This window comes from Pseudomonas sp. FFUP_PS_473, from assembly GCF_002858665.1.
Lineage (GTDB): Bacteria > Pseudomonadota > Gammaproteobacteria > Pseudomonadales > Pseudomonadaceae > Aquipseudomonas > Aquipseudomonas defluvii.
Window position 1 is genome coordinate 184,674 of sequence record NZ_PJQQ01000005.1, and the last position, 15,182, is coordinate 199,855.

The window sequence follows — 15,182 nt, forward strand, 5'->3', positions numbered from 1 at the left end:
TCTCATTGTTCTTGTACGACACGCAGGCTGATGGCCGCCGCCGGGCAGTCGCGCACCAGCTGTTCGAATTCTTCCTTGCGCGAAATATCGACGAAGCGCTGTTTCAGCACGGCGATATTGGCTCCCGAGTCGAGTTCAAACACGTCGTCCGAGCCCAGGCACAGGCCATAGCCCTGGCACTTCTGGGTATCGAGGATCACTTCTACTTTTTCGCTGGCCATGGCTTGGCTCTCTTGTATTTGTCGGTCAGAGGAAGACGCCCAGGTTCGGCGTCTGCAACACGGCATGGGTGATCAGCGCGCGGCGGCGCAGCAGCTTCACGCCATCGGCGGTTACCCGCAGCACGTCGTGGCGGCGCACCGGGATCACGTCGCCCAGCTCGTCGTGGCCACGCTGGCGGTAGAGGATCATGGCGCTGGTCACCGCAATCTCGTCAGCGCGCTCGGTCGCCTCTACCAACACGCTGCCCACCACGCGCAAGGTCCGCGACGGCGGTACCTCGGCCCAGGCATGATCGCTTTCCAGGCGGGCGATGCGGGTCTGGATGTGCGCCTTGCAGTCCTTGATGCGGAAGGCCCCTTGGGGAAACTCGTCGGCGTAGTTGCGCATGGCAATGCGGATCGGCACGTCGTAGTCGATCTCGTCATCGAGCAGCGCGAACCAGTCGCGGAAACGGCGTTCGTCGAGGATCAGCGCCTCGCGGGCGAGGAATTCATTGGCGATTTCACGCATTTCGTGCAGGTTTCCCATCACTCGCAGCCTCCCTTGTCAGCACACGGGTCGACCGGCTTGGCCACCGGCTTGCCTTCGCTCATCTCTTTTACCCAGCGGCGCCAGAAACGCTCCTGGCTGTATTCGCCATAGATCGAGCGGTGGAATTCGCCCGGCCCTTTCCAGTCCGGGTCCGGCCCGCTGCGCTTTTGCTGGTAGTTCAGCTGCATCTGCTTGGTACGCCCCCACGGGCTGCTGGCGACCTTGGCGATGCCCTCCCAGACGGCCGTGTCGTCCTGCTCGAAGATGCCACCCGAACCGAAACCGAACTGCCCGGCCATGTAGGCGCGGTCGTGGAACTCTTCCGGCAGGAATGCGTATTCCAGCTCGTAGTTCCACAGTTCCATCACTCCCGGCGCTACCGGCTGCCAGACGCGAATACTGGTGAATGGCACCGGCATGTTCCCCGGCACGTCCGGCTGCGGAAAGCGCAGGAAGCTGAAGTTGGGGAAGATGGTGCCGATGGTCGGCGGTACCGTCTTGAGCATCTCCAACTGCGCCTCATCGAGCTGGCTCAGGTCGAACTGCTCGCGGTACTCGGGCGGGTAGCCCCAGAAGTCGAACATCGGCGCGATCAACTCCGGCAACGCATGGCCGATGAAGCTGTTGCCGTTGCCGAAGTCATAGCCGCTGGCCAGGCTGCTGACCTGGTTGACCCCCGGGATGAACTCGGAAAGCGACGCAGACAGGTGCGCCGTGCTGACATGGTAGGCGTCGCCACTGAAGTTTTCGGCACCGCTCTTCCAGTCGGCCTTGACCACGAAGCGCTCCGGCTCCTTGAGCACTTTCATGCCGTCCGGGTGCAGGCCGAACAGCGCGTCGAACATCCACGCCGCACCGCCCAAGTACTCACGCAGCGGCGCGATATCCTCGTTCAGGGTGGCAAAAATGAAACCGTGGATGCTCTCCACCTTGGCCGCGCGCAGCAGCCCCCACTCCTTCTTGTCCAGCGGGCCGGCATAGGCGTCTCGCAAGTGCGGGGCGCCGGCCCAGTCGCCGTTGTTGCGGTACACCCAGCCATGGTAGGGGCACTTGAAATGCTTGGTATTGCCCTTGTCGTGGTGGCACAGCTCGGTGCCACGATGGCGGCAGTGATTGAGCAGGACGTTGATCTGGTCGCTTTCGTCGCGGGTAACGATCACCTTGTCGATGCCCAGACGACGCAGCACATAGTCGTTCTTGTTGGGGATCTCCGAGGTGTGCGCGACAAAGATCCAGTTGCGCGCATAAATGCGCTCCATCTCGGCGCGGAACACCGCATCGTCACGGAACACTTCCACCGGCAGCAGCCCTTCGTCCATGCCGCGGGTCACCCGTTGGCAAAGGTCGTCCAGGTACTGGTCGGGGTTACCGGGGTAGATCAGATCGTAGTTGATCACGGGTGGCTCTCCTCATGCTTGTTGTTATTGGTGCGGAGTCTTCGATCAGTGCGGGGTCAAGGCCCCACGGGCTCCAACTGTGATGATTCGGGGCTGGCTTGGGCCGTCACCTGGGCCTGGACGGCGGCCTTGGGCTTGAGCAGGAACACCGACAGTGCGGGGACCAGCACCAGCGCGCCGAGCATGTTCCACAGGAACATGAACGCCAGTAGCGCGCCCATGTCGGCCTGGAACTTGATCGGGCTGGCGAGCCAGGTGGCTACGCCGATGGACAAGGTGATGCCAGTGAGCATCACCACCTTGCCGGTGAAGATCAGCGAGCGGTAATACGCCAGTGACAGCGGCTGCCCGGCCTTGAGCTGGACCAGCATCACCGACAGGATGTACAACGCGTAGTCGACGCCGATGCCCACGCCCAGGGCGATCACCGGCAGGGTCGCGACCTTCACCCCCATGCCCAGGGCGACCATCAGGGCCTCGGCCAGCAGCGAGGTCAGCATCAATGGCAATACCGCGACCAGCACCGCGCGCCACGAGCGGAAGGTGACCAGCGCCAGCAACGCGACAATGACGTACACCAGCAGGTTCATCTGCCGCCAGGCGTCGCTCACCACGCGGTTGGTCGCGGCCTCGATACCGGCGCTACCGGCGGCCAGCAGGAACTGCACCTGGTCGGTGTTATTGGCAACGGCAAAGCGCTCGACATGCTCAGTGACGCGGCTCAGGGTCGCCGCCTTGTGGTCGGTGAGGTACACGTACAGCGTCAGCAGCGAGCAGCTGTCGTCATACAGCCCACGGGGCGCGCTGGCGGTGATGGTGTTGAGCATGTCCTGGTTGGCGACGAAGTCGTACCACTTCGGGTTGCCCTCGTTCAGCGCCGCGCTCATGCGCCGGCTGAGCAGTGCCAGGGTATCGGTGCTCTCCACGCCTTCGAGCTGGCGCAGTTGCCATTCCAGGGCATCGACCTTGTTCAGCGTCTGCTGGGCCGAGCAGTAGCCGGCGGGGGTCTTGACCATGATCGCCAACACATCGCTGGAGGCGCCGTAGCGGCTGTTCATGAACGCCATGTCGCGGTTGTAGCGGCTATCCTGGCGCAGCTCCGGCGCGCCGGGGTCAAGGTCACCGACCTGCAGGTGCCGCGCCACGCCCCAGCCAGCGGCGGCCAGCACGATGGCGCTGGCAATGGCGGCGATGGCCCAGTTGCGCCGAGTGAAGCGGTCAAGAAGGCGCCACAGCGCATGGCGCGCCGCACCGCTCTGCTCGGCCAGCTCGGCGCGCAGGCTGCGCTGCGCGGCACGTGGCGCGACGCCAACGTAGCTGAGGATCACCGGCAGCAGGATCAGGTTGGTGAAGATCAGGATGCCGACGCCGATGGACGCTGCCAGGGCCAGCTCGCGGATGACTTCGATGTCGATCACCAGCAGCACGCCGAAGCCGACCGCGTCGATCATCAGCGCGGCCAGGCCAGCGCCGAACAGCCGGCGGAAGGTCAGGCGAGCCGCGACCAGCTTGCTCGCACCGCGCCCGACGTCCTGAAGGATGCCGTTCATCTTCTGCGAGCCATGGCTCATGCCGATGGCAAAGACCAGGAACGGCACCAGGATCGAGTAAGGATCCAGCGCGTAGCCCAGGGTCGGCAACACGCCGAGCTGCCAGACCACAGCAATCAGCGAGGCCGTCACCACCGCCGTAGTGGAGCGCCAGCAGCGGGTGTACCAGTAGAGCACGGCACTGCTCAGCACCAGGGTGGCGAGGAAGAACAGCAGCACGCTGCGCACGCCATCGATCAGGTCACCCACCAGCTTGGCGAAGCCGGTGACATGCAAGGTGTAGCCGCGTTTTTCGTACTTCTGGCGCAGTTGCTCCAGGGTATGCCCTAGCGCCGCGTAATCGAGGGCCGGCCCATCGCCCTGACGGGCCAGCAGCGGCAGGTAGATCACCGACGAGCGGAAGTCGGTGGCCACCAGGCGGCCGATCTCGCCGGAGCGCGCCAGGTTGGCAGCCAGTTGCTGCAGGCTGGCGGCAGAGCCGTTGTAGCCATCGGGAATCACCGGGCCGCCTTCCAGGCCGTCCTCGGTGACACCGGACCAGCGGGTCGATGGCGTCCACAGCGACTTCATCTGCATGCGGTTGACGCCGGGCATGAGGAACAGCTCGTCGTTCAGCTCACGCAGCGCGTCCATGTAGCCCGCGTCGTAGATCGTGCCGCGGGGGTTGGCCAGGGCAATGCGCACGGCGTTGCCCAGCCCCACGAGGTCCTTCTGGTGGGCGGTGAAGTTCTGGATGTAGGGATGCCCCTGGGGGATCATCTTCTCGAAACTCGCCGACAGTTGCAGGTGGCGCAATTGGCTGGCGAAGAACAACGTCAGCAGCCCGCACACCAGCAGGACCAGCAGGCGATTGTTGAAGATCGCCCGTTCGACCAGCGAACCGGAGCGCGGATTGAATTCAGGCATGGCGTCACGTCCTGGCAGGGGAAGGTTCAGGTTCATTGCCGCCCCTCCGTACGCCGGTCCAGGCGCAGAGTGGTCAGGCCCAGGTTACTGAGCAATACGACGCTGTCGGCATTGACCGGGACGATGCCGTTGAGCGCAGGCATATCCTGGTGGGTCAGCGGCACCAGTTGGTCGGCATCCAGGGCCAGCACGTGGCCAGCCTGGGTCACCAGGTACAGGGTGCCGTCGGCGCCCAGGCTCGACGCGGTGAACGACGCACCGTCAGCGGCTTCCAGGCGCTGCCAGTGGCTACCGCCATCGACGCTGCGCAGCAGGCTGCCCTTGAGCCCCGCCACCACCAGGCCGCCATCGGCCGGCAGTTCGGCGGTGAACAGGCTGCCTTTGTAGGACATGTCGAGACGCTGGAAACTCGCCCCGCCATCGCGCGAATGCAGCACCAGGCCACGCTCGCCGGCCACCAGCAGGTCGTCGCCGCGCTGGCGCACGCTGTACAGGTGCAGGCCATCGGGGTTGTCGAGGCGGTCCATCCAGGCGGTCCAGATACTGCCCTGATCCGATGAGGCGAAGATCATGCCGTAGGCGCCAACCACCAGCAGGTGGCCATTGGCATCGATGGCGGCGTCGAGGAAAGGCTTGTCGGGGCCCTCCTCCACCATCAGGCGGGCGCTGTCGATGCGCGCCTGGTCGCCCTCGGCCTCGGCGGCGGCCAAGGCCAGTTCGGCGGCCTTGCGACCGTCCAGGCGCTGCTGCCAATGCTCACCGTTGTCGTTGCTGGTCAGCACCACGCCGGCATGACCGACCGCCACGCCCTGCTCGCCGGCAAAACGCACCGCCGTGAGGGTGACGCTGACCGGCGCGCTGACCTGACGCCAGTGCGCCCCGCCGTTGTCGGACAGCAGCACCAGGCCACGCTCGCCGACGACCACCAGCCGACCACTGCCGGTGGTCGCGGCGCCGAGCAATACGGCCTTGTCGGCCTGGGTGGAAACCAGCGCCTCGCGCTGCGTCGGCTCGGCGACCTCAGCGCTGGGCAGCGATGCGCCAGCGCACGCACAGACCCCACACAACATCGCGCCAAGCACGCGATTGCGCACCTTGCAGGATTTGCGACTCATGGGCATTGCCTCTTGTTTTTGTTGTGATAACAACCGCACATCGCGGCAGTGGGGTCGAGTGTATGGACAGGCCTTCGGCGCTGCTACGCGGTGGGGTCTAAACCAGATATCCATAAAATGCAGGACAGGATGGGGGTTGGGCTAGATCTTGCGGATTTCGCAATTGTGTGAGCAATGCAAAAGGGCCGCAAAAGCGGCCCTCGGGTTTCGGTTCGGTGCCCGGCAGCGAATCAGCGCACGCTGCTGCTGGCAAGGCCGTCCGGGGAGAACACCTTGTCGTTCCCCATCTCCTTGAGGAGGTAGTGCTTGGGCTTTTCGTTGTTCAGCTGGGCAACGAACGCCGTGTTGGCCTGCAGGTCGTTGTAGCCGAAGGAGGCGATGGCCGAGCCCGGTAGCTCCGGCACGCTGATGACCTGCGACCACAGCGTACGCCACAACTGGCCATTGGCATCCCAGCGGTCGGCCAACACGCACACCCAGGTGTCCTCGTCGCAGTAATAACGGCTCTTCGCCGCCTGGTGACGCTGGCCGGCCCGCACCTTGGCATCGACCACCCACACGCGGTGCTTTTCCCAGCGCACGTGGTCAGGGTTGAGGAACTGGCCCTTGAGCATGTCGGTATCCTTGGGCGGCTGCAGGATGCTGTTGGCGTTGTAGGGAATGTACAGCTCCTGCTTGCCGACCAGGTTCCAGTCGAAGCGGTCCATGCGGCCGGTCCAGGTGTACATCTCGTCGAAGGTCATGACCCCCGCCGCTGCCGGGGTCGGCGTGTCGCAGCACCCATTGGGCAGCCTGCGCACACGGCGCTGGCCCTTGAGGTAGACCCAGGTCTGCAGCTTGTCAGGGTCCAGGTATTCGTGGGCCAGCAGTGCCTCGCCGGCACGCAGTGGCGGGCCGATGTTGCGGATCGCGACCTGCCAGAACGGCTTGCCTTCGCTGTCGAACTGCTCAAGGTTGCTGTTCTTGTCATAGTACGGCAGCTGCTCGTTGATCTCGGCGTCGGTAACCAGCACCGCGCGGCCATCGGCGACGACCTGGTACCAATTGTTGAAATGCTGGAAGCGTGCCCCACGCCAGCGCAGCACGTGGTTCCACATCACCTCCTCCGCACTCTGCGGGATCGGGAACGGAATACCACCGTACACACCTTTGGGCACGCCCTTTTCCAGGGTGCCGCGGGCGGCGTTGGCCAGGGTGTTGTCATACACCCACTGCGGCGCCGCCGCGGTACGGTGCGTCGGGTACACGTCAAGGCGGTAGTCCGGGTATTTCTTGAGCATCGCCTGTACGCCCTCGCTGAGGTTGCCGGCGTACTGCCCCATGTTCTGCGGGGTGATCGAGAACAGCGGCTTTTCCGCCTTGAACGGATCGCCACGGCGGCCACCGGGGGTGTCGCCCGGGGTCGGGGTGGTCAGGCCGCCGTTCCAGGCGGGGATCGAGCCGTCGGCGTTGCCGGCCTTCTGTGCGCCCACCGGCGTCAGGTCGCCGCCCTTCAGGCGCTGCACCTGGTCGGCCGGCGCGGCCGCCTGGGCTGGCAAGGCCATGACGCAGGCGAGCAAGGCAACGCTATGGCCCAAGGCAAGTAGTTTGTTCATCACACGCTCCTCATTCTTGTTGTAAACAGATGGCTCAGAAGCTCCGGCGAACGGTGAAGGCGACGAAGTCGCGATCAGCCCGGGCCTGCTGGTAGCTGTAGGAATTGCTGTCATCGAGGAAGGTCCCGGCCGACCCGAAGAAACGGGTGTAGGCCAGGTTCAGGTCCCAGGCATTCATGTACAGACCACTGATGCCAAGGGTGAAATCGCCACCGTTTTCAGGCGGTACCGCCGCGGGGCCCAACGGGTTGCGCGAACCGCGCGGGGTGAAGCCCACCCCCATCGGCAGGCTGATGTCCCAGCCGAGCATGGCCTGGCGGTACATGGGCTCGAAAACCATGCGCATCGACCAGGCATCGCGGGTCACATTGGGGTCCAGGGCCGCTTCGCCGGCTGCGCTGTCATGGCAGTTCTGCTTGCATTTGAGCAGGCGGGTCCAGGCCACTTCAGCGGCCAGGTTGGCCTCGTTCCACAGCGCCGTGCGCGGCACGGTCCAGATGGTCGACAGGTTGACGTGGGCGGTGTCGCCCACGGCATAAGCCGGGTGGTCGCGGTTGTCTGGCGTGGCGCCCCCGATGGCGGAAGTGTCTACCGCATGGGTGGTGGCCAGGGACTGGTCCTTACGGATCGAGGCTTCCAGGGCCAGGTTCAGATCGCCGTAGCTGCGGCTGGCACTGAAGCCGAACAACTTGGTGTCCTCGTGATAGGCCAGGTAGTAGCTGGTGGGCAGCACCGGGCCAAGCGAACCGAACGGCTGGCCCAAGGCTGTGACCTGCTGGAAGTCCTTGTCGTGGAAACGCAGGGCGTAGAAGCCCAGGTCGAACTCGCCCACCTGCCAGCGCAGTTGCACGCCGAACTGGCCGTTGTCGCTGGCATCACGATCGGAGCCTCGAATAGCCGAAAGGCCGCTGGCCGGGTCGAGCACCAGGCGCTCTGCGCCGGCGCCGACGATATCAGAGACCGAAAAGTAGCTGCCCGACGCCGGGATGCGATTGTGCACATAGCGGAACTGGTAATAGGCACCCAGCGACAGGGTATCGCTGAGTTGCCATTGCCCGGACACCTGCGGCACCGGCAGGACGAATTCCTTAGCCTCGGCCGTGGGGTCGTCCAGCAGCCGGGTGGTATCGAAGGGACTCTGCGCTCCGGCGATCGCGTTGTTGGCGAAGAACAGGCTTTCGCCCCACACCAGCGAGTGCTGGCCAAGGCGGCCGCTCAGTTCGGTGTCGCCCAGTTGCAGACGACCGAAAACGAACGCGTCGCGCAACTCCACATCACGCCCGTGCTGGTCCCGCGTCGAGTCGGTGAACTCGTCGCTGTCACGGCTCAGTTGGTTGGGATAGGCGCCGCCGGCTGTGCCGGGGTTGTCATTGTGGCGGTTGTAGACCGTGTCGTACCAGCCTGTGGCACTGACCCGTGCGCCCAGACCATTGGCGTTCGACATATCGAGTTCGCTGAAGACTTCGCCGCGGTTGGAAACCAGCCCTCGGCTGAAGTTACGGTCGCCGTCGTCAAGGTTCGGCTTGGACAGCAGGCTACTGTCGCGCGGCTGCACTCGGAACATCGCCGAGTAACGCAGGGAATTGGTCCAGTTGACCTTGAGGCCATCATCGGATTCCCAACTGAATGCCGCCCAACCCGGTGACGGCGTGATGGCACCGACCAGCATGGCGATACTGGCGGCAAGCGGAAGGCGGACAGACTTTTGCTGACTGTGTTTCATGGCGCTACTCGCTCTTATGATTGTTCTGAAGGCCACAGGCTGCGAAGCGATCCGCCGCAGCCGGCGGATCGTTCGCGGGACAGATGCTGCTACACGGCGGCTACACCGTCCCAGCACAGGTACTTGAGTTCGAGGAATTCCTCGATGCCGTAGTGCGACCCCTCACGCCCCAGGCCGCTCTGCTTGATGCCACCGAAAGGCGCCACCTCGTTGGAAATCAGCCCAGTGTTGATACCGACCATGCCCGCCTCCAGTGCCTCGGCGGTGCGCCAGATGCGCGCGGCGTCGCGGCTGAACAAGTAGGCAGCAAGACCGAAGTCGGTATCGTTGGCCAGGGCAACGGCTTCAGCTTCGCTGGCAAAACGCAGCAGCGGCATCACCGGGCCGAAGGTCTCATCGCGGGCGATGGTCATGTCGCGGTTCACATCGGCCACCACCGTGGGTTCGAAGAACGCCCCGCCCAGCGCATGCCGCTTGCCCCCGGCCAGCACCCGGGCACCTCCGGCGATCGCGTCGCGCAGATGCTCCTCGACCTTTTCCACTGCTGCAGCGTCGATCATCGGGCCGATCTGGACGCTGGGCTCCAGCCCGTTGCCGACCTTCAACTCGGCGGTGCGCAGGGCCAGGCGCTCGGCCAACTGCGGATAGATTCCCTCCTGGATCAGCACACGGTTAGCGGCGATGCACGACTGCCCGGTGTTGCGGAACTTGGCATTGAGGATGCCCTCCACCGCCAGGTCGAGGTCAGCATCGTCGAAGACGATCAGCGGCGCGTTGCCACCGAGCTCCATCGAGCACTTCTTCACCGTTTGCGCCGACTGCGCCAGCAGCACCCGGCCTACCTCGGTGGAGCCGGTGAAGGTGATCTTGCGCACCAGGCGGTGCCCGGTGAGCACGTTGCCCACCGGCCGAGTGGCATTGCCGGTCAGCACGCTGAACACACCGGCTGGCACCCCGGCACGGCGTGCCAGCTCGGCCAGCGCCAGCGCAGTCAAGGGCGTCTGGCTGGCCGGCTTGACCACCATCGAGCAGCCTGCGGCCAGTGCCGGCCCGGCCTTGCGGGTGATCATCGCGGCGGGGAAGTTCCAAGGCGTGATGGCAGCGCAGACGCCAATCGGCTGCTTCAGGGCAACGATGCGCTGGCTGTCCTTGGGTGCCGGGATCACATCGCCGCGCACGCGCTTGGCCTCTTCGGCGAACCACTGCAGGAACGACGACGCGTAGTCGATCTCGCCACGCGCCTCGGCCAGCGGCTTGCCCTCTTCCAGGGTGATCAGAGTGGCGAGGTCTTCCTTATGCTCCACCACCAGTTGGTACCAGCGATGCACCACCTCCGCGCGTTGCTTGGCCGGCACCTTGCTCCACGTCAGGTAGGCCTGGTGCGCCGACTCCACGGCCAGTTCCGCCTGTTCCTCGCGGCACACCGGCAGTTGCACCAACACGTCGCCGCTGGCCGGGTTGCGCAGGCTGTAGTGGCCATGACCGGTGTCGGCCAGCCACTCGCCATTGATGAACGCGGCCTCGCGCCACAGCAACGGGTCTTTCAGTAGTTGCTTGCTCATCGGTCGCTCCTCAGCACTGGAAACGGCCGATCAGGAACTGGCTGTCGTCATCACTGGTGCATTCCAGCTTCGACGCTACCAGGCCCTGACGCAGGACTTTCATCAGACGGTCAGGAATGCGGCCGCCCGGGGCACGCAGCGGCCCGCCATTAAAGCCGGCCAGCCAGTCCATGTACTTCCAGTGCGCACGGTTGATGTAGTTGGAACCGGGCATGTAGGCGCCGGTCGCCGCGCCTACCGCGCCGCGCGCTGGCTGGGCCTGCCAGTACAGTTGCATGGCCTGCTCCCAGTCGCCGTTGCGCGCCAGGTCGAAGGTTTTCGGGAAGAGATCGCCCATCCATTGCGTGTAGCTGGTGCCGGAGAACTGCAGGTCCATGAACTTCATCAGCGGGATCACGTCGCTCTCGATCGGGCAACTGATGATCACTTCCTCGCCGAAACGGTGATAGGTCTCGATCAGCCCGCCTACATGCGGGAAGCCCTGCTCAGCCTTGATCGCGACGATATTCGGGCAGTCATCGAGCAGGCGACGGATCAGTGCCGGCGACATGCCTTGCGGGTGCACCCGCTCGAAGCCCCACAGCGGGATTGGAAACAGCATCACCGCCAGTTGCGTGGCATCGCACAGTGCGCGGGTGTAATCGTAGATTTCCTGCTCGCTGGTGGGCCAGAAGTTCGACGGGTAGGACAGCAGCACGATGTCGGCACCGGCTTTCTCGGCCAGTTGCACCGCCTCGATGTTTTCCGCCAGGGTGCCGAAACCGGCGTGGAAGAACAGGCCCAGCTTGTCGCCGGCGGTGTCCTTTGCCCAGGCGGTGAACTGTGCGTTCTCTTCAGGCGTGATTGCCACCTCAGTACACAGCAGGGTGTAGGTGAAACCCAGTTCGGTGAGCTTGTGGATGTCGTGGCGGATGCCCTGCTCGTTCAGCCGTTTGAGGTCAGCGCTGTAGCTCGGGATGGTCACGCCGGAGCAGCCGACGAGCATTTCCTTGGCCCAGGCGCGGGCGTCTTTACGTTGGTAACTGGCCATTCTTGTTGTTCTCCTGGAAGGCAGGTGGGGTCAGCGGTCGATCGTCACGATGCCCGCGGGGATGAGTTGATAGCTGTTCGAGGCACGCGCTTCGCGCAGCAGCATTTCGGCGGTGACCACGTCTTGCAGCGCGGTGCCGACCGACTTGTAGATGACGATGTCCTCGGGGGAGCGACGGGCCGGCTCGCGCCCGGACATCACCGCATCGAGGCCGACGGTCTTGCCCGCCACATCGACGCCGTCACGGATCGCCGCCAGCGCATCGCCGGTCTCGTGCAGCACCTCTTCGGGCATGTCGGCGATGATGCGAGTGGCTCGGGCCATGGCACTGGAGTCCACTTCGCGCTGTTCTGGCAGGGTCGAGCCGATGGACAGCACCACCATGCCCGGTTGCAGCCATTCACCCAGCAGTACCGGCGATTCGTCGCGACTGCGGGCGGCGCAAAGCACCACATCAACGTCCTTGATCGCCGCTTGCGGGCTGTCGACAGCGCTGACCTGCAGGCCTGCGGACGTCTGGAAATCCTTGGCAAAACGCTCGCGGCTGGCCGGCGTCGGGCTGAAGACGCGTACCTGGGTGATTTCGCGCACCGAGGCCAGCGCCGTCAGCATGTTCTGCGCAACCGAGCCCGAGCCAATTACGCCCACCCGCACCGCGCCTTCGGGAAGTGCGGCGTTGGCCGCAACCACCGCGGTGGCGGCAGTACGCAGGTCGGTGATGCGATTGCCATCGATGAGTGCGGCCAATTCCATGGTGCGCTGGTCGAACAGCGAGATCAGGTAGCTGGCACGACGGATCTTCGGTGAGGCGGCAATCAGCTTGCAGCCCATGTATTCGTTGGATGGCGACACCGCACACAGGCTTCGCAGCCAGAAACCCTCGCCCCGCGCCATGATGCGCGGCGGCACCATCGCCGGAAGAAGCGGCCGGGAGTAGGCATCGGCCAGGGCGCCGATGACCTTCGGCCAACTGGCCAGGCGGGCGACATCGGCGTCGGTCAGAAATACGGTGGACAGATTGGCCACCGGGTTATCGAGTGTGAATACTGCGTCCATAGGATCCTCCAGAACCGTTGCGCCGAGTCTATGAAGCGCGGCACTTACGAGCTATGCGAGATGACCCAATACAGATATCTATAATTTGCTGGACTGTTGAATTCTAAAAATCAGATAACAGCTTTATGGCTTCAAGTGGCGCAGTTGAAAACGCACTCGGTTATGCTGCGGGGTATTTATAACGCGTGGATAATCATGTTCCACATCGATGAAGTTACAGCCTTCGAGTGTCGACTGATCGGGAAGAGCAGATTGTCGAATATCAAGCAATCTGAAACACCATTGGATCTGGCGATAGTGCGTTTGCCAGGGCTGCGGCACATCAACATCTGATTGAATGACGTGAACGTTCGGAACGTTGTAAGCGGTTGAACGTTGGAGCGGGTAGTTGAACTCACCAACCTCTTCGCGGACAAGCCCGCTTGTGTCTTCAGAGACCGTTAAAATCCCAGGTGAGAGCGGTGGATGACAGACGGCGGTGCCCTAAGCACGAGGGGAACATCGCCGCCCTCTCCCTCTGGCCTGAAGCCCGAACAGTTGCATGAGCGGGAACTCGAACCTACAAGCTCGGGCTAAGCCACAGGGCTCAAGTGATCGACAAGAGCATTCCCACGGCGGGCTTGCAGGCCCAGGTGGCTGACGTGCCCACAAGCCTCGAGTGCCACCAGGCTGGTCGGATAAATTGCAAAGAACGCCAGCACTTCATCACGCCGCAGCGTGATACGTTCAATCCTTCCAGTGCATGAATCACCAGTGTGCAATTGGAAAACCTTCTTGGCGATGTCCATGCCAATTACGCTATGTTCCATGACGGATCCTCCTGCTCAAGTGGTGTTTGTTATCCACTCTCCATTTTGGCACCTTGATGCCGGAGGGAGGCGTCCATACCATCAGAAAAAGACTTCCCGTTTCTGGTGAAATACGCCGATACCGTTGCCCGATGAAACAGATGACCTTTGTCGATGCCGATGCCGAGTACGCCGGCAAGCGCTAGCAGCCCCGCAAGGAGCTGTTCCTAATCGAGATGGATCACTACAAATAACGCATTCTCGAACGTATAGGGGTGGATCGAAGATTGATCGAACGACGCCATTTTAGCGGAGGCATGAAGAGGAAAAATCTTCGCTATGTGAATGACAACGCCAACCAACCGACGCAAATGGTTCGAGCGGGATTTCTATTGCTCGAGCATTTCTCGTTACCCGCGTTCACTCAAGTGCTGGATACGATTGTTACCGCGAATCTTTTGCGGCCCAAGTTGTTCTCCTCTCAGACGTTCGGCTTGAACGATGGGGAGGTCATCAGTGATTTAGGCTTGATCATCCGGCCAGATACCCGTATCAATTGTTCGGCGCTTAAAGGCCTGGATCTGTTGGTCATTTGTGGCGGTTACAGGACAGAGCTCAAGGCTTCCGATGAGCTCATCCAATTATTAAAGACCGCTGCGGGGCTGGGCATCACGCTCGCCGGATTATGGAATGGCGCATGGTTCCTCGGGCGCGCCGGACTGCTCGCTGGTTACCGGTGCGCGATTCACCCCGAGCATCGTCCCGCACTGGCCGAGTTCTGCAAGGCCACGCAGGTTAGCAGTGAACCTTATGTGATAGATCGAGACCGGCTTACGGCCTCAAGCCCTTCCGGTGCATTCCACATGGCGCTGGACTGGATCAAGGGCCTGCACGACAAAGCCCTCGTCGAGGGCATCGAGGACATTCTTGCTTTTGAAGAATCTCGCTACCGACGCATCAAGCCGACAGAGAATATCTGTTTAAGTGAGCCGCTACGCGAGGTGGTCAAGCTGATGGATGCCAACCTCGAAGAACCGCTAGAGTTGGAGCAACTGGCAGCCTACGTCGGACGTTCACGCAGGCAGCTCGAACGCCTGTTCAGGGAGCAACTGGGAACTTCACCGCAGCGCTATTACTTGGAGTTGCGCATCACCGAAGCGCGTCGGCTTCTGCAGCACACAGAACTCTCACAAGTCGATGTGCTGGTTGCTTGTGGCTTTGTTTCACCCAGCCACTTCAGCAAGTGCTACAGCGCTTACTTTGGCTATCGCCCATCGAAGGAAGTCCGCCTGGTCAAGTAGATATGCATTGATTCAGCCGATGCTCAGGCTGATACCTCTCGCCATTCGTGAGGCGAAAGCGCTCAGGGATATGGTCGTGCGTTGTCACGACCATTGGCGTATGACCGGAAGTGTTATAACCATGCGCGCCAGTCCGCACCGAGGGCAATCTCAACTTTATCCTTGATCGAAAGCGATTGAACGTGGCGTGCTCAAGGGCAAAGCTGCACCTGCTTTTCTTCGGGCATCGGGATTTTTTGGGGCGGTGGTGCTCAAAAAATGCCCCTGAAGCAAACCTCTTTCCAAAGCTGATGTCTCACGCCTTTAACCTGGCTGTCACGTTTAAGAATGCGGAGCATGAAGGACTCAAGGAGTGCTGAGCATGGAAATCCTGGCGATAAGGGCGATCGCGTCCGCTAAAAAATAC

General features: G+C 62.8%; 11 protein-coding genes and 1 pseudogene. 1 reads left to right on the plus strand and 11 read right to left on the minus strand.

The annotated features are described in order from the left end of the window. Positions 1-2: 2 nt before the first annotated feature. From CYD26_RS05360 to CYD26_RS05410, 11 genes and pseudogenes are all read right to left on the minus strand, one after another. The gene (locus tag CYD26_RS05360; RefSeq protein WP_102051988.1) at positions 3-221 is read right to left on the minus strand and encodes a ferredoxin; all 219 of its coding nucleotides are present in this window, start codon (positions 219-221) and stop codon (positions 3-5) included. Between the two features lie 25 nt (positions 222-246). Then, positions 247-750, minus strand: coding sequence for an aromatic-ring-hydroxylating dioxygenase subunit beta (locus tag CYD26_RS05365; RefSeq protein WP_102051989.1), 504 nt, complete (start codon positions 748-750; stop codon positions 247-249). Continuing rightward, positions 750-2,150 (minus strand): Rieske 2Fe-2S domain-containing protein, encoded by a 1,401-nt coding sequence (locus CYD26_RS05370; protein ID WP_256587952.1) that lies wholly within the window; start codon positions 2,148-2,150, stop codon positions 750-752. The genes CYD26_RS05365 and CYD26_RS05370 overlap by 1 nt, the downstream gene beginning before the upstream one ends. A 56-nt stretch (positions 2,151-2,206) precedes the next feature. Beyond that, positions 2,207-4,642 (minus strand): RND family transporter, encoded by a 2,436-nt coding sequence (locus CYD26_RS05375; RefSeq protein ID WP_102051990.1) that lies wholly within the window; start codon positions 4,640-4,642, stop codon positions 2,207-2,209. Then, entirely contained in the window at positions 4,639-5,721 is a 1,083-nt protein-coding gene (locus CYD26_RS05380; RefSeq protein WP_158240125.1) for a YCF48-related protein, read from the minus strand. Before CYD26_RS05380 ends, CYD26_RS05375 begins: the two co-directional genes overlap by 4 nt. 230 nt (positions 5,722-5,951) lie before the next feature. Beyond that, complete coding sequence (locus CYD26_RS05385; RefSeq protein WP_102051992.1) at positions 5,952-7,316, minus strand: DUF1329 domain-containing protein; 1,365 nt, start codon at positions 7,314-7,316, stop codon at positions 5,952-5,954. A gap of 34 nt (positions 7,317-7,350) precedes the next feature. Continuing rightward, the gene (locus CYD26_RS05390; protein ID WP_102051993.1) at positions 7,351-9,039 is read right to left on the minus strand and encodes a DUF1302 domain-containing protein; all 1,689 of its coding nucleotides are present in this window, start codon (positions 9,037-9,039) and stop codon (positions 7,351-7,353) included. Between the two features lie 89 nt (positions 9,040-9,128). Beyond that, the gene (locus tag CYD26_RS05395; RefSeq protein WP_102051994.1) at positions 9,129-10,601 is read right to left on the minus strand and encodes an NAD-dependent succinate-semialdehyde dehydrogenase; all 1,473 of its coding nucleotides are present in this window, start codon (positions 10,599-10,601) and stop codon (positions 9,129-9,131) included. Between the two features lie 10 nt (positions 10,602-10,611). Then, positions 10,612-11,631 (minus strand): dihydrodipicolinate synthase family protein, encoded by a 1,020-nt coding sequence (locus CYD26_RS05400; RefSeq protein WP_102051995.1) that lies wholly within the window; start codon positions 11,629-11,631, stop codon positions 10,612-10,614. A gap of 30 nt (positions 11,632-11,661) precedes the next feature. Then, positions 11,662-12,687, minus strand: a complete 1,026-nt coding sequence (locus CYD26_RS05405; RefSeq protein ID WP_102051996.1) for an ornithine cyclodeaminase family protein — start codon at positions 12,685-12,687, stop codon at positions 11,662-11,664. A 581-nt stretch (positions 12,688-13,268) separates the two neighbouring features. Continuing rightward, positions 13,269-13,496 (minus strand): annotated as a pseudogene (locus CYD26_RS05410) (IS110 family transposase); the annotation flags it as partial. Positions 13,497-13,792: 296 nt separating this feature from the next. On the opposite strand from CYD26_RS05410, the gene CYD26_RS05415 reads away from it, so the two are divergent. Further along, positions 13,793-14,776, plus strand: coding sequence for a GlxA family transcriptional regulator (locus CYD26_RS05415; RefSeq protein WP_102051997.1), 984 nt, complete (start codon positions 13,793-13,795; stop codon positions 14,774-14,776). Positions 14,777-15,182 lie beyond the last annotated feature (406 nt).